The organism is Rhizobium sp. R635, from assembly GCF_002211285.1.
GTDB lineage: Bacteria > Pseudomonadota > Alphaproteobacteria > Rhizobiales > Rhizobiaceae > Rhizobium.
Genome location: NZ_LOKX01000033.1, coordinates 86,576 through 107,142, shown reverse-complemented (window position 1 = coordinate 107,142; position 20,567 = coordinate 86,576). Strand labels below are relative to the sequence as shown.

At 59.9% G+C, this 20,567-nt stretch carries 23 protein-coding genes and 1 tRNA gene; 16 read left to right on the top strand and 8 right to left on the bottom strand.

Annotated elements, in window-relative coordinates; genetic code table 11:
• Positions 1-5: 5 nt before the first annotated feature.
• Positions 6-1,031 (bottom strand): histone deacetylase family protein, encoded by a 1,026-nt coding sequence (locus tag ATY78_RS21840; RefSeq protein WP_088684392.1) that lies wholly within the window; start codon positions 1,029-1,031, stop codon positions 6-8.
• Positions 1,032-1,164: 133 nt separating this feature from the next.
• Between ATY78_RS21840 and ATY78_RS21835 the strand changes: the two genes are divergently transcribed.
• Positions 1,165-1,770, top strand: a complete 606-nt coding sequence (locus ATY78_RS21835; protein ID WP_088684391.1) for an HAD-IA family hydrolase — start codon at positions 1,165-1,167, stop codon at positions 1,768-1,770.
• A 21-nt stretch (positions 1,771-1,791) separates the two neighbouring features.
• On the opposite strand, the gene ATY78_RS21830 is transcribed toward ATY78_RS21835, so the two are convergent.
• Together ATY78_RS21830 and ATY78_RS21825 are read right to left on the bottom strand one after the other, a co-directional pair.
• The gene (locus ATY78_RS21830) at positions 1,792-2,310 is read right to left on the bottom strand and encodes a GNAT family N-acetyltransferase (protein ID WP_088684390.1); all 519 of its coding nucleotides are present in this window, start codon (positions 2,308-2,310) and stop codon (positions 1,792-1,794) included.
• A gap of 24 nt (positions 2,311-2,334) precedes the next feature.
• Positions 2,335-2,904: an XRE family transcriptional regulator gene (locus ATY78_RS21825; protein ID WP_088684389.1), complete on the bottom strand. Its 570-nt coding sequence runs from the start codon at positions 2,902-2,904 to the stop codon at positions 2,335-2,337.
• A gap of 136 nt (positions 2,905-3,040) precedes the next feature.
• Here ATY78_RS21825 and tenA point away from each other — a divergent pair, with 136 nt between their 5' ends.
• The 4 genes from tenA to ATY78_RS21805 all read left to right on the top strand — a co-directional run bounded on the left by tenA (position 3,041) and on the right by ATY78_RS21805 (position 6,237).
• A complete protein-coding gene (gene tenA / locus ATY78_RS21820; RefSeq protein ID WP_088684388.1) occupies positions 3,041-3,739 on the top strand; it encodes a thiaminase II in 699 nt (232 codons plus the stop codon).
• A gap of 77 nt (positions 3,740-3,816) precedes the next feature.
• Entirely contained in the window at positions 3,817-5,649 is a 1,833-nt protein-coding gene (gene lepA / locus ATY78_RS21815) for a translation elongation factor 4 (protein WP_088684387.1), read from the top strand.
• Between the two features lie 58 nt (positions 5,650-5,707).
• Positions 5,708-5,938 (top strand): type II toxin-antitoxin system CcdA family antitoxin, encoded by a 231-nt coding sequence (locus ATY78_RS21810; RefSeq protein ID WP_088684386.1) that lies wholly within the window; start codon positions 5,708-5,710, stop codon positions 5,936-5,938.
• The gene (locus ATY78_RS21805) at positions 5,938-6,237 is read left to right on the top strand and encodes a CcdB family protein (RefSeq protein ID WP_088684601.1); all 300 of its coding nucleotides are present in this window, start codon (positions 5,938-5,940) and stop codon (positions 6,235-6,237) included. The genes ATY78_RS21810 and ATY78_RS21805 overlap by 1 nt, the downstream gene beginning before the upstream one ends.
• Before the next feature lie 3 nt (positions 6,238-6,240).
• Here the strand turns inward: ATY78_RS21805 and ATY78_RS21800 are convergent, their stop codons facing one another.
• The 3 genes from ATY78_RS21800 to ATY78_RS21790 all read right to left on the bottom strand — a co-directional run bounded on the left by ATY78_RS21800 (position 6,241) and on the right by ATY78_RS21790 (position 8,077).
• Positions 6,241-6,693 (bottom strand): GFA family protein, encoded by a 453-nt coding sequence (locus ATY78_RS21800; protein WP_088684385.1) that lies wholly within the window; start codon positions 6,691-6,693, stop codon positions 6,241-6,243.
• Positions 6,694-6,779: 86 nt separating this feature from the next.
• Positions 6,780-7,328 (bottom strand): sugar O-acetyltransferase, encoded by a 549-nt coding sequence (locus tag ATY78_RS21795; protein WP_088684384.1) that lies wholly within the window; start codon positions 7,326-7,328, stop codon positions 6,780-6,782.
• 11 nt (positions 7,329-7,339) lie between these two features.
• Positions 7,340-8,077, bottom strand: coding sequence for a type 1 glutamine amidotransferase (locus ATY78_RS21790; protein ID WP_088684383.1), 738 nt, complete (start codon positions 8,075-8,077; stop codon positions 7,340-7,342).
• A gap of 130 nt (positions 8,078-8,207) precedes the next feature.
• On the opposite strand from ATY78_RS21790, the gene ATY78_RS21785 reads away from it, so the two are divergent.
• Positions 8,208-8,501 carry a SelT/SelW/SelH family protein gene (locus ATY78_RS21785; RefSeq protein WP_088684382.1) on the top strand — a complete coding sequence of 98 codons (294 nt, stop codon included), beginning with the start codon at positions 8,208-8,210 and terminating at the stop codon, positions 8,499-8,501.
• Positions 8,502-8,511: 10 nt separating this feature from the next.
• Here the strand turns inward: ATY78_RS21785 and ATY78_RS21780 are convergent, their stop codons facing one another.
• Entirely contained in the window at positions 8,512-8,925 is a 414-nt protein-coding gene (locus tag ATY78_RS21780; RefSeq protein ID WP_088684381.1) for a BA14K family protein, read from the bottom strand.
• A 167-nt stretch (positions 8,926-9,092) separates the two neighbouring features.
• Here ATY78_RS21780 and ATY78_RS21775 point away from each other — a divergent pair.
• From ATY78_RS21775 to ATY78_RS21760, 3 genes are all read left to right on the top strand, one after another.
• Positions 9,093-9,177: transfer RNA gene (locus tag ATY78_RS21775), tRNA-Leu, on the top strand.
• A gap of 111 nt (positions 9,178-9,288) precedes the next feature.
• Positions 9,289-10,212 carry a hypothetical protein gene (locus ATY78_RS28290; RefSeq protein WP_141105663.1) on the top strand — a complete coding sequence of 308 codons (924 nt, stop codon included), beginning with the start codon at positions 9,289-9,291 and terminating at the stop codon, positions 10,210-10,212.
• Positions 10,213-10,941: 729 nt separating this feature from the next.
• Positions 10,942-12,870: a TIR domain-containing protein gene (locus ATY78_RS21760; RefSeq protein WP_190237506.1), complete on the top strand. Its 1,929-nt coding sequence runs from the start codon at positions 10,942-10,944 to the stop codon at positions 12,868-12,870.
• 259 nt (positions 12,871-13,129) lie between these two features.
• On the opposite strand, the gene ATY78_RS21755 is transcribed toward ATY78_RS21760, so the two are convergent.
• A complete protein-coding gene (locus ATY78_RS21755; protein WP_088684377.1) occupies positions 13,130-13,426 on the bottom strand; it encodes a DUF982 domain-containing protein in 297 nt (98 codons plus the stop codon).
• Between the two features lie 330 nt (positions 13,427-13,756).
• Between ATY78_RS21755 and rfbF the strand changes: the two genes are divergently transcribed.
• The 7 genes from rfbF (at position 13,757) to ATY78_RS21720 (ending at position 20,567) form a co-directional block, all read left to right on the top strand.
• Positions 13,757-14,530 (top strand): glucose-1-phosphate cytidylyltransferase, encoded by a 774-nt coding sequence (gene rfbF, locus ATY78_RS21750; protein ID WP_088684376.1) that lies wholly within the window; start codon positions 13,757-13,759, stop codon positions 14,528-14,530.
• Entirely contained in the window at positions 14,521-15,585 is a 1,065-nt protein-coding gene (gene rfbG, locus ATY78_RS21745) for a CDP-glucose 4,6-dehydratase (protein WP_088684375.1), read from the top strand. The genes rfbF and rfbG overlap by 10 nt, the downstream gene beginning before the upstream one ends.
• Positions 15,582-16,817, top strand: coding sequence for a class I SAM-dependent methyltransferase (locus ATY78_RS21740; RefSeq protein WP_088684374.1), 1,236 nt, complete (start codon positions 15,582-15,584; stop codon positions 16,815-16,817). The genes rfbG and ATY78_RS21740 overlap by 4 nt, the downstream gene beginning before the upstream one ends.
• Positions 16,814-17,356, top strand: a complete 543-nt coding sequence (rfbC, locus tag ATY78_RS21735) for a dTDP-4-dehydrorhamnose 3,5-epimerase (protein WP_088684373.1) — start codon at positions 16,814-16,816, stop codon at positions 17,354-17,356. Before ATY78_RS21740 ends, rfbC begins: the two co-directional genes overlap by 4 nt.
• The gene (locus tag ATY78_RS21730; RefSeq protein ID WP_088684372.1) at positions 17,353-18,591 is read left to right on the top strand and encodes a glycosyltransferase family A protein; all 1,239 of its coding nucleotides are present in this window, start codon (positions 17,353-17,355) and stop codon (positions 18,589-18,591) included. Before rfbC ends, ATY78_RS21730 begins: the two co-directional genes overlap by 4 nt.
• Positions 18,592-18,667: 76 nt before the next feature.
• The gene (locus ATY78_RS21725) at positions 18,668-19,819 is read left to right on the top strand and encodes a DegT/DnrJ/EryC1/StrS family aminotransferase (RefSeq protein WP_088684371.1); all 1,152 of its coding nucleotides are present in this window, start codon (positions 18,668-18,670) and stop codon (positions 19,817-19,819) included.
• Between the two features lie 82 nt (positions 19,820-19,901).
• A complete protein-coding gene (locus ATY78_RS21720; protein WP_088684370.1) occupies positions 19,902-20,567 on the top strand; it encodes a GNAT family N-acetyltransferase in 666 nt (221 codons plus the stop codon).

Below are 20,567 nucleotides of genomic sequence, written 5' to 3'. Positions count from 1 at the left end.
AGAGATCAGGCTTCCAGACCCTTGAGAACATTGGCGACGTTAAGGCCGATTTCCGGCACGCCATAGCCGCCCTCCATGCAGGTGACGACGGGCAGGCCGGCGGCGGAGATCATCTCTCCCATGCGAATGAAGTCTTCCGATTTCAGCTGGAAGAAGGAAATCGGATCGCGCTCGAAAGTATCGACGCCGAGGGCCACGACGATCGCTTCAGCGCCGAAGGCCTTGATGCGGGCAAGCGCATCGGCAAGCGCCGAAGACCAGACCTGCCAGGGCGTATGGGGCGGCATCGGATAGTTGCGGTTGGCGCCGGCGCCCTCCCCTTCGCCTTCTTCATCGGCATGGCCGAGGAAATAAGGAAAGGCAAACATCGGATCGCCATGCAACGAGGCGGTGAAGACATCGCCTCTGCGATAGAAGAGATCCTGCGTGCCGTTGCCATGGTGGAAATCGACATCGAGCACGGCAACCTTCTTCGCGCCGTGATCGAGCAGACGCTGGGCCGCGACGCCGGAATTATTGATGAAGCAATAGCCGCCGAAGAGATCGATGCCGGCATGATGGCCGGGCGGGCGGCAGAGCGCGAAAGCGAAGCGGTTGCCGGCATTCAGCCAATCGGCGCCTGACACCGCGCAGCGCATCGAGGCGATCGCCGCTTCATAAGAACCCTTGGTGATGGAGGTGTCGGCCGCATTGGCATAATGGCCGATCGCGCCGACGATATTGTCGGGCACGCGCTGGCTGGTGCGGCGGACCGGAAAGGAATTGGCGATCGCCTCACCCTCGAAGCCGGCCGCGACCCAGCGATCCCAGACGGTCGCGAGAAAATCGAGATAGGCGGGATCATGCACCTTTCGGGCCGTTTCGAGCCCATGGGCATCCGGCGCCACGACTTCCCGGAAACCCGCTTCCTCGACCGCCGCCAGAATCCACTCGGCGCGAAACGGCGCCTCGAAGGGCGTCACCAGCTGACCGGCATGGAGCTCGGTCCTGGCATCGCGCAGCTTATGATCTTCGGAATAGATGACGCGCATTTCGGATTCGTCCTTGGTTGGAAGTCGAGATGTACACGGGTCAGCCCCGATGAAAAAGCGGTGCTGCGCCCTTGATCGGCCAAACGAATGACGCCACTTTCGCCGGTGTTTTGAGAACGAGGAATTTTTCCGCATGAAAGTGTTGATGGTCGATGTCGATGGCGTGCTCATTCATGGGCGTCCGGCCGACGGCCTTCCTCTCTTCACATTTCTGGAACGCGATCTGGGACTTAGTCTCGAACTGCTGCAGCGGGAATTCTTCCAGACTCACTGGGGTGAGATCATCGTTGGCCGCGAGGCGCTGGAACCGAGGCTTGCCCAGGTGTTGGCAAGAATCGCGCCTCATCTCAGCGCCGCGACGATGATCGATTACTGGTTCGAAAACGATTCCCGCGTCGACAGCGGTCTCTTGGAAGAACTCGTCGCGCTTCGACACAGCGGTGTCACGCTCTTCTTGGCGACCAACCAGGAGCATAGGCGGGCACGTTACCTGATGGAAAAGCTGGGCCTTGGCGACCATTTCGACGACATCCTCTATTCCGCAGCCCTCGGGCACAGGAAACCTTCGCTGGACTTCTTCAGGCTTGCAACCGAGCGCGCGGGCGTGCTGCCCGGTGACATCGCCTTCATCGACGATATTGCGGAAAATGTCGAAGCGGCGCGGCAGTTCGGCTGGAACGCGGCGCAATGGACGGCGGGCGCGACGCTGGCTGGCGCGCTTCCCATATTCGCAAAGTGAGCACAGGCTGCGCGGGGGCAATCAGGCGAGCCGCTTGTAGAACAAGGTGGTGTCGCAGAAGCCGCCTTCAGGCCACAGAGCATAATCGGGGATGACGCCGACGCGCTGCCAGCCCAGGCGCGGATAGATCGCCTCGGCATCGCTGCCGGTTGCCGTGTCGAGCACGAGCAGGGTCTTGCCGCGTTTGGCCGCCTCGCGTTCGGCTGCTTCCATCAATAGGCGGGCAAGGCCGCGTCCACGGGCGGAGCGATGCACCAGGAGCTTCTTCAGATCGCCGCGATGCGGCTGGTTCGGCATCTGCGCAGCACCCACCTGCACCGTGCCGACGATCCGGCCATCGAGTTCGGCGACCAGCAGCAAGCTGCTGCCGCCGGCGACCGCATCGGCAACCTCTCGCCAGTAAAGCTCGGCATCTTCAGCTCCATAAGGCTGCATGAAGCCGACCGAGGCGCCGCCCGTGACGCAATCGGCCAGCACCTCGGAAAGATCGGGAATGGCGGCGCGGGCCGCCTCGGCGGAAAGGATTCGAATATCGGGCATGTTCTTCTCCTGAAATGAACGTCGTTATCGGCCGCCGCGATCGAGCACGACGCAATAGCGCGCCGGCGCATTGCCGGGATTATGGAAGGAATGGCCCTCGCCGACGGGCATGAAGAGGCAATCGCCGGGGCGCAGCCGGTAAACAGTCTCGCCCGCCGTCATCTCCAGCTCGCCGTCAAACAGCCAGACATGCTGCGTCATGTCATGGGATGCCGCATGCGGCGGGAAGCTGACGCGGGCGCCGGGCGGAAATTCGACTTCGACGATATCGACGGCGGAAGCGGTGCCGGGCGCCGATACCGCGCGCCTGAGATAACCTGTCTCCGGATCGCGCCAGACCTGCTGTTCCTGCCGGCGGGCGAGCGGCGAGGCCTGCTGCCCCTCCTCCGCGAAGAAGGCCGACAGCGACAGGCCGAGTGCTGCGCAGACCCTTGCCAGCAGCGAAGCGGTGGGGCTCGCCTCCGCGCGCTCGATGCGGGAGATCATCGCCCGGCTGACGCCCGACGCCTCGGCAAGCTCATCCAAGGTCAGACCCTTTTCCACCCGCAATGTACGAATGCGGCTGCCGATCGCCTGTTCGAGTTCCTGTTCCATCGCCGATTCTCGATTCTACTATATGAGAAATACATTATCTCATGATGGAATCAAGTCACCTCCACGCGTCATCTCGCTTGCCTTCGCTGCCGCGCCGCCGATATATGGCAGCGGCGCCTGGAGAGCGGAGGACATCATGGACGGCAGCATGCAGAACGGCGAAATCACGGGAAGCTTCACGGCCGCCGCCTGGGACCGGATCAAGCCTGTTATGGCCGAGATCGAGCGATTGCCGCTCCTGGAACGGCTTTCGGACGGCACGCTGCCGCCGGAAGTTTTCCGCCACTACATCCTGCAGGATGCGATCTATCTGAAGCACTATGCCCGGTGCCTGGCCATCGTCGCGGCAAAGGCGCCCGACAATACACAGGTGCTGCGCTTCCTCGGCTCGGCGCAGAAGGCGATCACCGTCGAGCAGGGCCTGCATGCCGGTTTTCTCTCGCAGTTCGGCATTTCGAGCACGGATGTGACGGCCGCAGAGCCCTCGCCTGCCTGCTTCGCTTATACGAATTTCCTTCTGGCGACCGCCTATCACAGCTCCTATGCCGTTGCGCTTTCCGCCATTCTGCCCTGCTTCTGGATCTACTGGCATGTCGGCGAAGGCATCAAGAGCAGGCCTGTTATCGAGGACAATGTTTTCCAGGCCTGGATCAACACCTATGGCGATCCGCAATTCGCCGCCGGCGCCCGCGAGGTGATCGCGCTGACCGATATCGCCGCCCGGGCCGCATCGGAGACGGAACGCACTCAGATGATGGATGTTTTCGTGCGCGCCTCCCAATATGAATGGATGTTCTGGGATTCAGCCTGGCGGCTGGAGGCGTGGCCGGTCTGACACGCCTTCGACCGGCCCGCAAAATAGCGTAAACAGCGGGATAATTACCGCTTTGCGGCAGGGGGCGGCGCTGCTATATGGCGCGCATGAGCACCAATTCGACCACTCCGCTGTCCCATATCCGCAACTTCTCGATCGTGGCCCATATCGACCACGGCAAATCGACGCTGGCCGACCGCCTGATCCAGACGACAGGCGGCCTTGCCGAGCGCGAAATGTCCGAGCAGGTGCTCGACAATATGGATATCGAGCGTGAGCGTGGCATCACCATCAAGGCCCAGACCGTGCGCCTGCATTACCAGGCGAACAATGGTGAGAAATACATCCTCAACCTGATCGACACGCCCGGCCACGTCGACTTCGCCTATGAAGTCTCGCGGTCGTTGTCGGCCTGCGAAGGCTCGCTGCTCGTCGTCGACGCCTCTCAGGGCGTGGAAGCGCAGACGCTCGCGAACGTCTACCAGGCGATCGACAACAACCACGAGATCGTCACCGTCCTCAACAAGATCGATCTGCCGGCCGCCGAACCCGACCGGATCAAGGAACAGATCGAGGAAGTGATCGGCATCGATGCCTCGGAGGCCGTGCTGATCTCGGCCAAAACAGGCCTCGGCATTCCCGACGTGCTGGAAGCGATCGTCCACAAGCTGCCGGCGCCGAAGAGCCCGGGCGGCGACAAAGCGCCGCTGAAGGCGCTGCTCGTCGACAGCTGGTACGATACCTATCTCGGCGTCATGGTTCTCGTGCGCATCATCGACGGCGTGCTGACCAAGGGCCAGACGATCCGCATGATGGGCACGGATGCGAAATACCAGGTGGAGCGCGTCGGCGTGCTGACGCCGAAGATGGTCAATGTCGAAAGCCTCGGCCCCGGCGAGATCGGCTTCATCACAGCCTCGATCAAGGAAGTGGCCGATACCCGCGTCGGCGATACGATCACCGAGGACAAGCGGCCGACGGCGCAGGCGCTGCCGGGCTTCAAGCCGGCGCAGCCGGTGGTCTTCTGCGGCCTCTTCCCGGTCGATGCCGCCGATTTCGAGGATCTGCGCGCCGCCATGGGCAAGCTTCGCCTCAACGACGCCTCCTTTTCCTTCGAAATGGAATCGTCGGCCGCCCTCGGCTTCGGTTTCCGCTGCGGCTTCCTCGGCCTCTTACATCTCGAAATCATTCAGGAACGGCTGGAACGCGAGTTCGATCTCGACCTCATCGCCACCGCACCCTCCGTCGTCTACAAGATGTTCATGACCGATGGCACGGAGCGCGAGCTGCACAATCCGGCCGACATGCCCGATGTCGTCAAGATTTCCGAAATCCATGAGCCGTGGATCCGCGCGACGATCCTCACACCCGACGACTACCTCGGCGGCATCCTGAAGCTCTGCCAGGACCGTCGCGGCATCCAGATCGAGCTCACCTATGTCGGCACGCGCGCGATGCTGACCTACGACCTGCCGCTCAACGAAGTCGTCTTCGATTTCTACGACCGGCTGAAGTCGATCTCGAAGGGTTATGCCTCCTTCGATTACACGCTCACCGACCACCGCGAGGGCAACCTCGTGAAGATGTCGATCCTCGTCAACGGCGAGCCGGTCGATGCTCTCTCGATGATGGTGCACCGCACCGCCGCCGAAAAGCGCGGCCGCGACATGTGCGAGAAGCTCAAGGAGCTGATCCCGAAGCACATGTTCAAGATCCCGATCCAGGCGGCGATCGGCGGCAACGTGATTGCCCGCGAAACGATCTCGGCCCTGCGCAAGGACGTGACGGCGAAATGCTACGGCGGCGACGCCACCCGCAAGCGCAAGCTGCTCGACAAGCAGAAGGCCGGCAAGAAGCGCATGCGCCAGTTCGGCAAGGTGGAGATCCCGCAGGAAGCGTTCATCGCAGCGCTGAAAATGGGCGACGAATAACGCTTCTCAATGGTATCTTATGCGCATATGATTTGCGCATAAGATCGAGGAGATCGTTATGGGTCATCAGGCCAGAAAAGCAGTGAATCTTTCACTTGACGAAGGCCTCGTTTCCCAGGCGCGCGAACTCAAGATCAACCTATCGCGGGCCGCGGAGGATGGTATCGCCAAGGCGATAAAGGCGGAACGCGAGCGGCTTTGGCGTATCGAGAACGCCGAGGCTATCCGGCTTGAAAACGAATATGTCGAAAAACACGGTCTGCCGCTCGCCAAGTACCGCCAGTTTTGATGGCACGCTTTCACGCCTATCAGCTGAAAAACGAAAATATCCTTGCCATCGATCTTCAAGCCAATCTGCTTGACGATCTGCCATCGCGGGTCATGGTGCCGCTGTATCCAGTGCGGGAACTGAGCTGGTCGATCTCACGGCTGAATCCACGCTTTTCCATCGAGGGTGAAATCTATGTCATGGCCACCCAGCGCATGGCGTCTGTCCCGACCTCGGAAATTGGAAAAGCTATCGCAGATTTATCCGGCAAAAGCGATGCCATCATCGGTGCCATGGACTTCCTCTTCCAGGGCTTCTGAGCCCTATCCCCTGCCCATATACTCTTTCACCAGCCCCTCGTAGGCGTCCATCTCTGGCAGCGCCTCGTAGCTGTACACCGCCCCTGTCTCGGCAAATGACAGCTTCTCGCTCGTCCATGTCTCGATGAAGGGCGTGAACCAGCTGGGGTCGTCGAGCATGGTGACACGCAGGTTGACGAACCAGTCCATGCCTTCCGGCCGGGTGAACATCCAGCTCATGCAATGCGGGCAGAAATAATGTTTGGTGACGCCATGCAGGCCGCCGATGACGGGCTCGCCTTTGGTGACCTCGAAGCCTTCACTGGGGATAGCAGCACTCAACGAATAGGCACTCGCGGTCATCTTCTGGCAGCCCGTGCAATGGCACGCCATAGTAAGCAGCGGCGGCGCGCTGATCTTCAACCGCACCCGGCCGCAACGGCAGCCGCCTTCCGTGGGTAAATTCAATTTGCTCATGGTTCCCTCCGTTTCGCTTTCTCATCTAGCGGAGTGATTCTCACTGTCGAGATGGGAAGGTTATTGCGGACGGGTGACACACCGGCTTATCGGATGCGGGCCGGGTTACCGACGACGGTCGCGCCCGCCGGTACGTCCTTCGTCACGACGGCACCGGCGCCGACGATCGCGCCATCGCCGATCGCCACCCCGCCGAGGATGATGGCGCCGCCGCCGATCCAGACGTCGCTGCCGATCTCGACCGGCCGGGCGATCTCGATGCCCGCGCGGCGAAGGGTGAGATCCTTGTGATGCTCGGCGCAATAGATCTGCACGCCCGGCCCGAACATGGTGCGATCGCCGATCACGACGCTGCCGGAATCGAGGATGGTGCAGCCGGCATTGAAATAGACGCGCTCGCCGAGAACGATATTGATGCCGTAGGAGCAATGGAACGGCGCTTCGATGAAGATATCGGCCGCAGCCTTGGCAAAGAGCGCCTTCAAGGCGGGCGCTGCGCCGCCGCGCTCGTCCGGCGGCAAGGTATTGTGCGCATGGATCGCCCGACGCGCCTGCCGGCGCAGAAGATCGAGCTCGTCATCAAGGCAGCAATACCATTGACCCGTCGCCATCTTTTCGCGTTCGCTTGCCGTCATCGCATCCCCTCTCAAGCGGGTGCCTGTGACAGCATTTTGGCCTCTTGCCGCTCGATGAGGCTGACCCAGGCACGTGCGATGGCAAGGCCCGCGGCATCGGCCGCACCGGCATGCCGCGCAGCCAGCTCGGCATAGCCTTCCAGCCAGCCGGGCGCGATCCGTTCGATCGTGTCGGGGAATTCCGCCTTCCACTGCTCGACCACCATTCTATCCGCCTCGAAATGGAATTGGGTGCCATAGACGGCGCGGCCGATGCGAAAGGCTTGGTTCTCGGCGATAGGGCTCGTCGCGAGACGAACGGCGCCTGCAGGCAGGGAAAACGTATCGGCGTGCCATTGAAAGATGGTGAATTCCCCACCGACAGCAGACAGCAGCGGATCGGCCCTGCCTTCGCCGGTGACGCCGATGCTGTGCCAGCCGAATTCGCGGGCGGCCCCCAGCAGATTGTCGGCGCCATAGGCGCGGGCAAGGATCTGGCTGCCGAGGCAGATGCCGAGCACGGCCTTGCCTGCATCGCCGAAGCGGCGCGTCAGCCGCACGAGTTCCGGCAGATAGGGATGCGTCTCATCATCCCGAGCGCTCTGCTCGCCGCCGAGAACGACGAGCGCGTCGTGGCCGGATACGTCTCGTGGCAGAATGCCATCCTGCCACACCCGGAACCACTCGATCTCCGCGCCCGCCTCATCAAGCGCCTTGGCAAGCGCGCCGAGGCCGGTGTTCCTCATGTTTTCGACGACTGCGACTCGCATGGGCTTTTCCCGAGATGGCCGATAGGAGGGAAGAGACCATGCCGGCGGGCGGCGCGCAAGACGCTTGTGCGAAGCCGATTGCGCGGGCACGCGGCAGGACTTAAACCAAGCTGAGCGAAAGGAAACCGCCATGACCGAAAAAGCCCGCGTCTCTATCCTCTACTGCACCCAATGCAACTGGCTGCTGCGCGCAGCCTGGATGGCGCAGGAGCTGCTGCACACTTTTTCCGACAGTCTCGGCGAAGTGGCGCTGATCCCCGGCACAGGCGGCAATTTCGAAATCCGCGTCAACGGTGACCTCATCTGGGAGCGCAAGCGCGATGGCGGCTTTCCCGGGCCGAAGGAACTGAAGCAGCGGGTACGCGACATCATCGAGCCCGGCCGCGATCTCGGCCATGTCGACCGCGCCTCGCACGAAAGCTGACGGCGGCAGTTCACCGATAAGGGGAACGGCAGACCCTGTAGACGCCCTCATAGGTGAGAAAGTGATCCGTCCGCGGATTGTAGGAGCGGTACTCATTGGTGCACCAGGCGATGTGCTTGTTTGCCTGCTTCGGCTCTACGCGGCGCACCGGCGGCGGATCATAGGTCAGTTGCGGCCGCCCGGCCGCTCCCGGCAGATAATAGGTCGGCCCCGCGCCTCTCGGGCGGTAGTTCGGCTGGACATAGGCGGGACGATGCCACTGCTGCGGCCCGAAACCGAAGCAGCCGCGAAAATCGCAGAGCGTCGATCCCGTATTGACCGGCCCCAGCCCTGGTCTGCCCACCTTGAGCGAATCAGTCGACGCGATTGCGGGCGAAAGAACGGCGAGAAAGCCGGCGAGCAGGAGGGTGCGAAGAGCGGGCATGACGCAATTCCTTTCGATGCTGCCTTTATATAGGGCGTGCCGGCCACAGCGCTATGCCCGCCCGGCGGCACTCTTCCCGATGTGACCCCAGTTTTTTGCCAACTGTCAGGAAAACTTCAAAAACCCAGTTGACAGTCAGGAGCAGCGCCCTTACATCGCTCTCCGTCGCCCAGATGGCGGAATTGGTAGACGCGCAGGTTTCAGGTACCTGTGCCGCGAGGCGTGGAGGTTCGAGTCCTCTTCTGGGCACCATTCCAATCTTGATCGCTACCTAGATCAAGTACTTAAGTCTTTCCAATAAGTTGCGCATTTGGTACCTTGTAACAAAGGCCAGTAACAATGCGCTTAAGGCTTGTCCGCCCAATGGCTCCCAAGGGCTCTCCCTATCCTTACTTTGTTAAACGCATTCCCGCCGCCGATTTGCGCCACCGCCTGGTAGGCCGCAGCTTGATCATTCCGCTCGCCAATGGGAAGGTAGACTTCAAGATCACACCGAGCACTCAAAGCATTCGGTTCTCTCTCCGCACAGCCAATCCCGCAGAAGTGAAAGTGCGGCAAGCTGAAGCGCTGGCGTACGTCGAGCAGTACCTTGAAGCCCTTCGCAATGGGAGACCCATCCAGCTCACCCATCGGCAAATCACTGCGCTTGCCGGGGAGTTCTACAAGTCGTGGTCGCCCGGCCCCGATGTAACCGGCTCACTCACCCTTACGCCATCCACCGGAGAGTTCTTCACGCGGGAGGACGATGAGTTTGACGAGGCGGAGATGCTGTCTGCCGCCTTGCAGCGTGTCGGGGAGCGAGCAGCGGGGCAGGACGACGAGTATTTCCTAAAGGCCCACGGCCCGGATATCGACCGCATGTTTACTGCCTTCGGCGTCCCCGAGATAACACCCGGCAGCCGCGCCACGCTGGCCGTTGCGTTCGGCAAGATGCTGTTGGAGGGTCTCGAAACCAACGCCCGAATTTCTGGTGGTGACTACAGCCCAGACCCCAACCTTAACAAGTTTCCGCAGTGGGAAGCGCCAAGCGAGACTCCGATGCCGAACCACCAGCCGGGCAGCCCGGTACCGTGCCGCAGCCCTCGGTTAGATCCTCGAAGGCGCTGGCAACTCTCTCTCCCATCGCAGCTTTCCTCCCCTAGCAGGGCCGCTTCAACACTATCTTTCGGTGGCCAAGCCTGCCGCCACCAACAGGGCGAGGCCGAAAACCGTTGGCCGATAGGTGCCTTCTGGCTTCCCTCTGCTATCGTACTGAGGAACCGGATACCGGTTGTCCACCGCCTTTAACTTTGGGATAAAGTCAAGCAGCGCCATTTGCTCAAGCTTGCCAATTGCCGAATGCCAAAGCCCATCCGCCTCCTGTTCGAGAAGTGTTGGGGGCCTGCCCAATGTTGCCTTTGACTGAGGTCTGAGTGTCGCAACAGCGTGAAAGCCGGGCGTCGCATAAGCTTTGAGGATGGCTAGATGCTGGTCATCAAGGTCGCCCAGCGCCCCCAGCACGCGCCGCTTCAGGAGAGTACTGGTGCTTTCACTGAGCACACCCTGAACAACACACGCGGTAATCTGCTCGATCCTCTCCGGGCTGAGTGCTCGTGTCGCTTGAATCGCGCCGTCTTCAACAAGTGCGATATTCGTGGGGTCTACAATTAGGCTCCTTAGGTGATCGGCGGAGGTGGCTGCCTCCAGCCTCCGTCCCAGGCCTTCAAGGTACCGCTCGATACGGTCTATGCGCTGGTTGGGGATGATGTTCGAAATGAGCTCAGAAAGCACCGCGCCTGCTACCGGGACGCTACAAGTGCAGCCCGCAAGACAGCAACGGCTATGTCTTTTTTATCTGGCCCGAGGCCCTCCTGCTTGTTGTCGGTCACTCGGACCGACACGGCACCATTCTCCAAGAGCTCTGCCCCTTTTAAGCAGTGGATCGCTTACCGAATCACTTGCAGTTGCGTCTACGTTCCGTTCAATCGGACCTGTGAGACTCGATTTTCGAAGGTCGTATGGAGCGCGTCAAGTAAAATGGCCAAACCAAACGTATTTATCGGCTCCTCGGTGGAGCAGAAAAAGATCGCAGAACTGGTGCAGTCCCTTCTCGACTATGACGTAAATCCAATTGTTTGGACGCAGGACACTTTCGAGCCAACACAATACCCGCTCGAATCTTTGGAGGAGCGGCTGAAACGAGCCGATTTTGCGATCCTCGTTTGCGCTCCCGAAGTTGAAGATCGAACGATCATTCGCGGCACCGAGTTCAACGCTGTGCGCGATAACATAGTGTTCGAGCTTGGACTTGCGATTGGGCGGCTTGGTCGTGACCGGACATTTTTGATTGCTCCGCGAGACATTGATCTTCACCTCCCTTCCGATCTCTCCGGCATCCAACCTGAGACCTATAACGCCTCCATGTTGGCGACTGATCCCGAAGCAGCACTGGGCCCGGCATGCGGAAAGATAAAAAGGGCAATGAGCAAGAAAGGTGTGCTCTCCCGCCCAGAGGCCACCGAGGCTACTGGGGAAGAGGCAACAACAGAAGTAGAACCTTCAAAAGCGGATGAATTGGAAAACTTCCCGCCGACCACGGATTGGGACGCTGAAGAATTCAGATGGAAATACTGGTTCGCCTTGTTAACAAACAACGATACCCTGGCTGCACACGTCGCCGAACGGTTCTTCCAATCGAAGTTCGCCGAGTCGGTCGAGGAGGTGGCTCTCTGGGAATCGAGTAAACAGTATGCAGAGGTTACGGCCGGTACGTCGAGAGATCTCGTGATCATCCGAGCCAACAGCGAAAAATTCCCGACTAATGCCGCCCTAAAGGAGATATTGGCGAGGGCACTGTTGCGCTACGGGCCTAGTGACGAAGCTGATAACCTTCTCTTAGAGGCTCTGTCTGACGCCAAAGACATGAAATTAGCGAGCGTGATTGTCGGACGGGCCGTCAAGAACGGTAGCAGCGAAGACTCGAAGACGAAAGCTCAAAGCCTACTGCGCGGATTGACTGCTATCCCGAGAAATGGCCATGTTGCCGAGCTCGCGTACATCCAAGCATTAGAAACCATAGCGCAATACGGTGGCTTTCCCGAAATCGCAAAGTCCATCTCGGAAGTTGCTGTCGCGAAGCAGCCGGAGGATTTGAATGCGCGGTTCCGCTTGGCGTACGAGTACTCTGAGGCAAATCAAAATCAGCTCGCAATGCTGCATTATGAGGCGATTCCCGCGTCTGAGCGAAGCGGAGTCGCATGGAATAACTTAGGGGTAGCGTATTCACGCCTTCATATGAAGGGAATGTCGGTCGCAGCTTATCAAGAAGGCTCCCAAAGAGGTGAGACGCTCTCCGATGGCAATCTGGCGCATGTGATGATTGCCGCTGGCTTCTTCGTCGAAGCCAAGCTGCAGGCAGAGACAGCGATAGCCAAGGAAGATCACGACCAAAGTGTCGTTGCGGCTCTAAGTGCGCTCCAGGCGGCAAAGGCAGAAGAGGCGTCCAGCCTGTCTGGCGCGGCGACCATTGGGCAAACTAGGCAAAAACTGAGGAAATCTATCGGCTACTCTGCCACCACGTTTGATGGGCCCGACCTTGCCGGCGATTGGCTAACAGTCGATGGTCCTCTTCGCCTGAAAGATGATGGGAAAGGAGGATATTTCGGAACTATCGAGTTCACCAAGGATGTGGTTCGGAAGAGCCTTCTTGGTGAGAGTAAGGTTAAGGAGACGGTGAAGGTAACAGTAGACCTGCGCAGGTTTGGCTCGGCGCTTGAGGGCGTGATAAAGCGGGAGGGTGGCGATACCCCTAATGCCTTGCTCGGGTTAATCGGTTCGGAGCGGAGGGTACTGCTCAGTATTTCCGAGGATGGGCAGGCGCTTCGAGGTTTTCAGTTTGATCTTGATGAGACGCCGATTCACTGGAACAGAGCCGTCCTACCCAAAGAGCTTCAGCATCAAAAGTAGGTGCATGTCACGAAACCCTGTAACAACGCTTGCGCATCGTCCGCAATTGCGCAACAAAATCAATGAGGAGAGGACGAAAATGCGCAGTCCTCTTCTGGGCACCATTTCCTTTTGATCGCTACCAAGATCAAATATTCAAGCCTTTCCAAAAGCTACGCATTTGGCTCTCTTAACAGAGGCCAGGATGACGTGTTTATCTGGAAGCCCAGCATCCGAGATGCCGCTGCCGGAAGGCTTGTCAGCGCCGGTCCAACGCCTGTCACGCGGCCATGTGAGGCGTCGTTTTTCTGCTGTCTGATATAACCGACAAAACCGCAATGCCGGCTTCCCTGGCGGCGCTGAGAAGCAATTCCCTCAACTCGTCCATGCCGCCCTGCCCGGTGACGGCATCGGCGCAGGCCTTGACGGCCGCGACGTACTCCTCTCCGTCTTCAAATGGCCAGTCCACCATCAGAACTTCGGCGGCATCGCGGAGCGTCCTGACGATCCTGCGCTTGTGCCGGCCGCCGAGAAAGAGAACAAGAGGCGCAAAATCCGCCGATGTGTTCCATTGCATGGCACTTTCTCCCCAAGGGTTAGAATATTAGTAACAACGCAAGAAGCGTGCCGTCAACCGGTGGGGGCGGTTTCGTTGCCAGGCAGAGCCGCTTCTTTGAGAGATGCTGGCAACGGATGGATGACTGATGCTGAAACGGTCCCATTATTCGACGCATGACTGGCGAAAAGCTCAGGCCGCCTCGCCAGCAACCCCGCAAGCCTCGCACAAGAACGAAATCGGATACGAGGACAGGGATGAGCATACGGCCGTTCCGCCTGCAGAGAGCCCGGACGGCTCACCCGGGTGGATTGCCGGAAGCTTGACTAGACACTCTGGAGTTCGCTTGGGATGAAAGTCGTAATTCTCGCCGGTGGCCTTGGCTCTCGTCTTGCCGAGGAAACCAGTATTCGCCCCAAGCCTCTGGTCGAAGTCGGCGGCATGCCGATCCTCTGGCACATCATGAACATCTACGCCCATCACGGGCTCAACGATTTCATCGTCTGCGCCGGCTACAAGGGCTATATGATCAAGGAATACTTCGTAAACCTTGTTCTGCATCATAGCGATATCACCGTCGACCTCGGCGCCAACAGCATCGACTATCACGGCGGCAAACGCCCGAACTGGCGCGTGACCGTAGTCGATACCGGCGTGAACTCGATGACCGGCGGCCGTATCGGGCGCGTTCGCGACCACCTGACACCGGGCGAACCCTTCTGCATGACCTATGGAGACGGCGTCGGCGACATCGACATTGCCGCCGAAGTCGCCTTCCATCGCAGCCACGGCCTCAAGGCGACGATGTGCGCGGTGACGCCGCCCGGGCGCTTCGGCGCCACCAATATCGAGAACGACGTGATCACCGCCTTTGTCGAGAAGCCGAAGGGCGATGGCCAGCGCATCAATGGCGGCTTCTTCGTTCTCGATCCTTCCGTCCTCGATCTCGTCGACGGAGACGACACGATCTGGGAGGCCGGCCCGCTGGAATGGCTGGCGGCGAACAAGCAGCTTGCAGCCTTCCGCCATGACGGCTTCTGGCAGCCTATGGACACGCTTCGCGAACGCCATCAGCTCGAAGAACTCTGGAGCTCCGGAAAGGCACCGTGGAAAATATGGGCCTGACGAACTTCTGGAATGGCAGACGCGTTTTCCTGACCGGACATACCGGGTTCAAGGGATCCTGGCTTTCGCTGTGGCTGGAAAAGCTCGGCGCGGACGTCGCGGCGGTTTCGCTGGAACCGGAAACCACTCCTTCCCTCTATGTCCGGCTTTCGCCTTGGAGCGGGCAGAGCCATCACATCGCCGATATCAGAGACGCGTCAGCGTTCAGCCAAGGTCTCATCAATTTCGAACCAGAAATCGTCATCCACCTGGCTGCACAAGCACTGGTACGACGCTCATACGAAAACCCGACCGAGACTTTCGCAACCAATGTGATGGGCACTGCAAACGTTCTGGAAGCAGTTCGAGAAGCGCCCTGCGTCAAGACGGTTCTCGTCGTTACCTCTGACAAGGTCTATGCCAACAACGGCACCGGCGTTCCCTTCGTTGAAAGCGATACGCTCGGCGGCAAGGATCCCTACTCCAATTCCAAGGCCTGTACCGAACTCGTCGTACAGAGCTATCGCGACAGCTTCTTCAAGGGGCGCGACATCAGGGTTGCGACCGTGCGCGCCGGCAATGTCATCGGTGGCGGCGACTGGTCGAAGGACCGGCTAATACCGGATTTCATCCGCGCTTTCGAAAACAACCAGCCGATTCAGCTTCGTTATCCCGAGGCGATCCGCCCATGGCAGCATGTGCTGGAACCGCTCGGCGGCTATCTCGCCTTTGCCGAGGCGCTGACACATGCAGACGAAAAGAAGCTGCCCGAAGCGCTCAATTTCGGACCCGACCCGGAAAGTTTCGCGACCGTTGCGGAGCTTGCCGACGCGCTTGGCCTCGCCCATGGTGTCAACGACGTCTGGCGACAAGCGCCGGGCACGCATCTGCCGGAAGCGCCCGCTCTGACACTGAGTTCGGCTTTGGCGCTTTCCGCCATCGGCTGGCGACCGCGCCTGAGCCTGCAGCAGACAATCGACTGGACAGCCGCCTGGTACAAGGCCAATCGCGAAGGAGCCGACATGCGCGCCTTCTCGCTCAGCCAGATCGCGGCCTATGAGGAAGCAATATCATGACAGCGCATAATTGCCGGTTTTGCGGCGCTCCCTTGAAACATCGTTTCGTCGATCTCGGTTCGACGCCGCTCGCCAACGCCTATCTGACGGAAGAACAGCTGAAGCAGCCGGAACCTTCCTACCCGCTGCGCGCCTTCGTCTGCTCCGATTGCTGGCTGGTGCAAGCCGACGCCTTCGTGCCGCCGGAAGACATCTTCAGCCACTATGCTTATTTCTCTTCCTACAGCGACAGCTGGGTGGAGCATGCCCGCCGGTTCACCATCATGGCGCGCAAGCGTTTCGGCCTCGACGAGACATCGCAGGTCATCGAGGTGGCGAGCAATGACGGCTACCTGCTGAAGCATTTCGTCGAGGCCGGCGTGCCGGTGCTCGGCATCGAACCGGCCGAAAACGTCGCGGAAGTGGCGCGGCAGACCGGTGTTCCCACGGAGGCGCGGTTCTTCGGCAAGGAAACGGCTGGCGATCTCGTCTCCCGCGGCCTTGCCGCCGATATCGTCATCGGCAACAACGTGCTGGCGCACGTGCCTGACATCAACGACTTCGTCGGTGGGCTCTCCGACGTTCTGAAGCCGGATGGCGTCGTCAGCGTCGAATTCCCGCATTTGCTGCGGCTGATGGAAAACATCCAGTTCGATACCGTCTACCACGAGCATTTCTATTATCTGTCGCTGCTGGCGGTCGAGAAGGCCTTCGCGGCCCACGGCCTTACCGTATTCGACGTGGAAGAACTACCGACCCACGGGGGGAGCCTCCGCGTGCTCGCATGCCGCACGACATCGACCGCTCATCCGACCGGCCCCGGCGTCGCCAAAGTGCGCGCCGACGAAGCAACCGCCGGCTTCGACAAGGTCGAAACTTACGAGGCCTTCCAAAACCGCGTGGCGCCGATCAAGGATGGACTGCTGACCTTCCTTAAGGAAGCCAAGCGTGACGGCAAGACGGTCGCCGCCTACGGGGCCGCCGCCAAAGGCAATACGCTCCTGAACTTCTGCGGCGTCGGCACTGACCTCATCGACTACGTGGTCGACCGAAACCCGCACAAGCAGGGGCATTACCTGCCAGGCAGCAAGCTGCCGATCTACGCTCCGGAAAAGATGGACGAGACGAAGCCGGACTACATTCTCATCCTGCCGTGGAACATCAAAAACGAAGTCGTTGCGGCCAACGGCAGGGTCGGCGCCTGGGGCGGCCGCTTCGCCGTCGCCGTACCGGAACTGACGGTGATCGGATGAGATTCGCACCGACCGCGGTTTTAGGTGCCTTTGTCGTGGAAGTCGACGCGCGCGCGGACGAGCGAGGGCTGTTCGCGCGGACTTTCGATGCCAGGAGCTTTGCCGACCACGGTCTCGTTCCAATCTATCCGCAGTGCAACGTCTCGCAAAACCACAAGCGCGGTACGTTGCGCGGCATGCATTATCAGGCCGATCCCAGGCCGGAAATCAAACTGGTGCGCGCCACGCGCGGCAGGGTCTTCGACGTGACGCTCGATCTGAGGCGGGATTCCCCGACCTATCTCAAATGGGCCTCCGTCGAACTCGATGCGTCCCGACACAATGCCTTCTACATTCCCGCCGGCTGCGCGCACGGCTTCCTGACGCTCGAGGACGACTGCGAGCTCTTCTACCAGATGTCGGAAGTCTATGTGCCGGAGCTCGCCCGCGGCGTCCGCTGGGACGACCCCGCCTTTTCCATCGCCTGGCCCTTCATGCCGAGCGTCATCAGCGAGCGCGACGCCGCGCTTGAAAGCTATAGCCAGGAGACAAGCCTTTGAGCGGCATCAAACTCAGCATCTGCATCCCGACTTATAATCGCGAAGCCTTTCTCAGAAACTCGCTGACCTACTGTGAGAACGACTACAAGTTCGACTTCCCCTTCGAAATCGTCATCTGCGACAATGCTTCCACGGACGGCACGCAGCAGGTGGTCGAGGAATTTATCGGCCGGGGGCTGCCGATCCGATACTTCAAGCGTGAAAGTAATGCCGGCGCCCTGGCAAACGTCACGAGCACGCTGCGCCTCGGTAGGGGCGAATACCTCATCTACCTCGCCGACGACGACATCCTGATCGCCGATGCGGTGGCTGACACCATCAGATATCTCGATAACAATCCGGAAGTAACCTGCGCCCATGCGCCCTGGTTCTTCTACGACGAAGTCGCCAAAAACGACATCGCGAAATTCTATAATGTCGAGGAGGATCGGAAGTTCGCGCATGGCAGCTTTGGCGAAGTCTTCCAGTATATGTTCGAGCGCCATATTTTTCCGGAAATCGCGATCTATCGCTCGTCGCCGCTGCGGTCGGCCTGGACCCCGCGAGAATTCTGCTTTTACCCGTTTCCATTCCTTGCCCACTTCCTCGATCAGGGTGCGATCGCCTTCCTGCAGCGGCCGTTCTACCGCTCCATCGCTAATTCAGCGATCGTTCGCGACCGCCAGCAGGAAGGCACCAACGATGTCATGACCAGCTGGGATCGCTATCGTGGCGGGCTTGAATATTTCCTCTATACAGGCGCCAAGCGCGGGGCGCTGAACCTCACGCCCGAGGCGCGTCTCAAGTATGACGAGATGTGCAAGATTTTCACGCTCAACCGCATGGCGGTCGCTTTCCGCTTCTGGGCGGCGCGCAAGAACTTCATCAAGGCCTATGAACTCTATACCCGCATCGTATGGGGCGGGATGCTCGACCACCCAGAAATCCGCCCCTTCCGTGAAAGGCTGCCCCTGATGGTCGCCATCCAGACGCTGGTCAGCGAAGTGAATGCGGCAATCGGGATCAACACGCTGCTTCTCGCCGGTTTCACCGAGATCACCGCGCTCGAGAATCTAATGCGGGAACTCGGGCTCAGTGAAAGGGTGAAGGTGACAAAGGAACTCAGCGACAGCCCGCTGGAATGCACTGCCGTCTTCGTCAGCGTCGAAAGAGACCGAGAATATTTCGTAGCACTCGGCTACCTACCCAATCTCGTGTTCCACGAGCACGACCTTGCCCGGCATATTCTCATGTGAGCCTCGCGCCAGTCTCAAAAACGAGAGTCGTAGCGGACGCCCGCTTCTTGATTTCCATTGAACAGAAATTAGCGGAATGACAAACAGGATCTTCTACACTAAGCCTTCCATCACTCAGCTTGAAACCGATTACGCCACGGACGCGGCGGCGACCGGATGGGGCGCACGTTGTTACGACTACATCAATCGCTTCGAACGCGACTTCAAAACCCACCTGTGTAGCGACTTTGCCATTGCCACATCGAGTTGCACGGGCGCGATGCACATGGGCTTGGCCGCACTTGGCGTCGGCGCCGGCGACGAAGTGATCCTTGCCGACACCAACTGGGTCGCCACCGTTTCACCGATCTTCCACCTGGGAGCCAAGCCGGTCTTCGTCGACGTGCTGCCGGATTCCTGGTGCATCGATCCCCGCGAGGTCGAGCGGCACATCACCCCGAAGACCAAGGCGATCATCGCGACCCACATTTACGGCAATCTCTGCGACATGGATGCGCTGCTCGACATCGGCAAGCGCACCGGCATTCCTGTCATCGAGGATGCGGCAGAAGCAATCGGCTCCGTTTACCACGGCCGCCGCGCCGGCTCGATGGGCGCCTTCGGCACCTTCTCCTTCCACGGCACCAAAACCCTGACAACAGGTGAAGGCGGCATGTTCGTCACCAACGACGCCGCGCTCTATGAGCGCGTGTTGACGCTGAGCAATCACGGCCGTGCACGGGGCCAGACCAAACAGTTCTGGCCCGACGAGATCGGCTTCAAATATAAGATGTCCAACATCCAGGCGGCCATCGGCTGCGCACAACTCGAGCGCATCGAAGAGCTCGTGGCCCGCAAACGGGAAATACTAGCTGCCTACATGGTCCGGCTTTCCACCCTGCCCGGCATCTCGATGAATCCGGAATATAGCGGCACGATCAACGGCGCGTGGATGCCTACGGCGGTCTTTCATCAGTCGACCGGCATTACCCGCGAGATGATGCAACAAGCTTTTGAGGCCGCCAATATCGACGCGCGCGTCTTCTTCTATCCCCTTTCCAGCCTCTCAATGTTCGAGGATCGGCCCGAGAACGTGAACGCCTGGGGCATTCCGGATCGCGCGATCAACCTGCCGAGCTACCACGATATGAGCGAAGCCGATATCGACCGAGTGGCGGCAACGCTGCTCGATGTGGCGGCCGGGCGGATCTATCACAACAGCACGGCTTCGAAGTCGATCCGGTCCTAAGCGGCAAACTCGTGCCGTCTTCCTCGCCGGACGGCTACTGCATCTGCCGCGAGCCTTGAGCGGACAATCGGGAATAAGCATCATGTCGCAAGCCGATATCGCCAGCCTGAAGAACAATGCGGATCCGGCCAGACGGCTCCGGCTCCCGATCAGGAACGATAGCGGCATACACCTGGGCGATCTGCAATGCATCGACAGGTCGATGCTCGACGAGCCCGGACTTATCGGTGACCTGACTGCGTGGCGAAACCAGTCGATGCCGTTCTTCCTCACGCAGTTTACCGCCACCGAGGAGCGCACGCGCAGCTGGCTCGAAGGCATTTCGCTGCCCGCCGCCGACCGAATCCTGTTCGTCATTTGCGATCCCGACGGCAACCGGCTCGGCAATTTCGGCGTCTGCAATATCCGGCCCGGCGCGGCCGAATTTGACAATGTCATCCGCGGCCGAATGAGCGATATCCGTAACCTGATGTTCCACTGCGGCGAGGCATTGCTGGAGTGGATGTTTTCGGGGCTCGGGGCCAAGACGGCCGAGCTGCATGTTTTCTCCCATAATGAAAAAGCGATCGGCCTCTACAATCGGCTGGGCTTTACGTCGACCGAAAGCTTGCCGCTACGGCGGACCGAGGAAAACGGCGTGGTCAAATATTCGGTCGTCGATCGATCGCAAGCAAATGCAGGCTTCGACTATCTTAGGATGGAGTTTCCCGTCGAGCGTTTCGAGGATCGCATCCGCAGACACTTTTGA

Coding starts and splice junctions, on each gene's coding strand:
- ATY78_RS21805 (WP_088684601.1), top strand. CDS start 5,938: ATGGCACGCTTTCACGCCTATCAGCTGAAAAACGAAAATATCCTTGCC.
- tenA (WP_088684388.1), top strand. CDS start 3,041: ATGGACGGCAGCATGCAGAACGGCGAAATCACGGGAAGCTTCACGGCC.
- ATY78_RS21780 (WP_088684381.1), bottom strand. CDS start 8,925: ATGCCCGCTCTTCGCACCCTCCTGCTCGCCGGCTTTCTCGCCGTTCTT.
- ATY78_RS21725 (WP_088684371.1), top strand. CDS start 18,668: ATGACAAACAGGATCTTCTACACTAAGCCTTCCATCACTCAGCTTGAA.
- rfbG (WP_088684375.1), top strand. CDS start 14,521: ATGGGCCTGACGAACTTCTGGAATGGCAGACGCGTTTTCCTGACCGGA.
- lepA (WP_088684387.1), top strand. CDS start 3,817: ATGGCGCGCATGAGCACCAATTCGACCACTCCGCTGTCCCATATCCGC.
- ATY78_RS21800 (WP_088684385.1), bottom strand. CDS start 6,693: ATGAGCAAATTGAATTTACCCACGGAAGGCGGCTGCCGTTGCGGCCGG.
- ATY78_RS21720 (WP_088684370.1), top strand. CDS start 19,902: ATGTCGCAAGCCGATATCGCCAGCCTGAAGAACAATGCGGATCCGGCC.
- ATY78_RS21830 (WP_088684390.1), bottom strand. CDS start 2,310: ATGCCCGATATTCGAATCCTTTCCGCCGAGGCGGCCCGCGCCGCCATT.
- rfbC (WP_088684373.1), top strand. CDS start 16,814: ATGAGATTCGCACCGACCGCGGTTTTAGGTGCCTTTGTCGTGGAAGTC.
- ATY78_RS21795 (WP_088684384.1), bottom strand. CDS start 7,328: ATGACGGCAAGCGAACGCGAAAAGATGGCGACGGGTCAATGGTATTGC.
- ATY78_RS21760 (WP_190237506.1), top strand. CDS start 10,942: ATGGCCAAACCAAACGTATTTATCGGCTCCTCGGTGGAGCAGAAAAAG.
- ATY78_RS21810 (WP_088684386.1), top strand. CDS start 5,708: ATGGGTCATCAGGCCAGAAAAGCAGTGAATCTTTCACTTGACGAAGGC.
- ATY78_RS21785 (WP_088684382.1), top strand. CDS start 8,208: ATGACCGAAAAAGCCCGCGTCTCTATCCTCTACTGCACCCAATGCAAC.
- ATY78_RS28290 (WP_141105663.1), top strand. CDS start 9,289: ATGGCTCCCAAGGGCTCTCCCTATCCTTACTTTGTTAAACGCATTCCC.
- ATY78_RS21740 (WP_088684374.1), top strand. CDS start 15,582: ATGACAGCGCATAATTGCCGGTTTTGCGGCGCTCCCTTGAAACATCGT.
- ATY78_RS21835 (WP_088684391.1), top strand. CDS start 1,165: ATGAAAGTGTTGATGGTCGATGTCGATGGCGTGCTCATTCATGGGCGT.
- ATY78_RS21840 (WP_088684392.1), bottom strand. CDS start 1,031: ATGCGCGTCATCTATTCCGAAGATCATAAGCTGCGCGATGCCAGGACC.
- ATY78_RS21790 (WP_088684383.1), bottom strand. CDS start 8,077: ATGCGAGTCGCAGTCGTCGAAAACATGAGGAACACCGGCCTCGGCGCG.
- ATY78_RS21825 (WP_088684389.1), bottom strand. CDS start 2,904: ATGGAACAGGAACTCGAACAGGCGATCGGCAGCCGCATTCGTACATTG.
- ATY78_RS21755 (WP_088684377.1), bottom strand. CDS start 13,426: ATGCAATGGAACACATCGGCGGATTTTGCGCCTCTTGTTCTCTTTCTC.
- rfbF (WP_088684376.1), top strand. CDS start 13,757: ATGAAAGTCGTAATTCTCGCCGGTGGCCTTGGCTCTCGTCTTGCCGAG.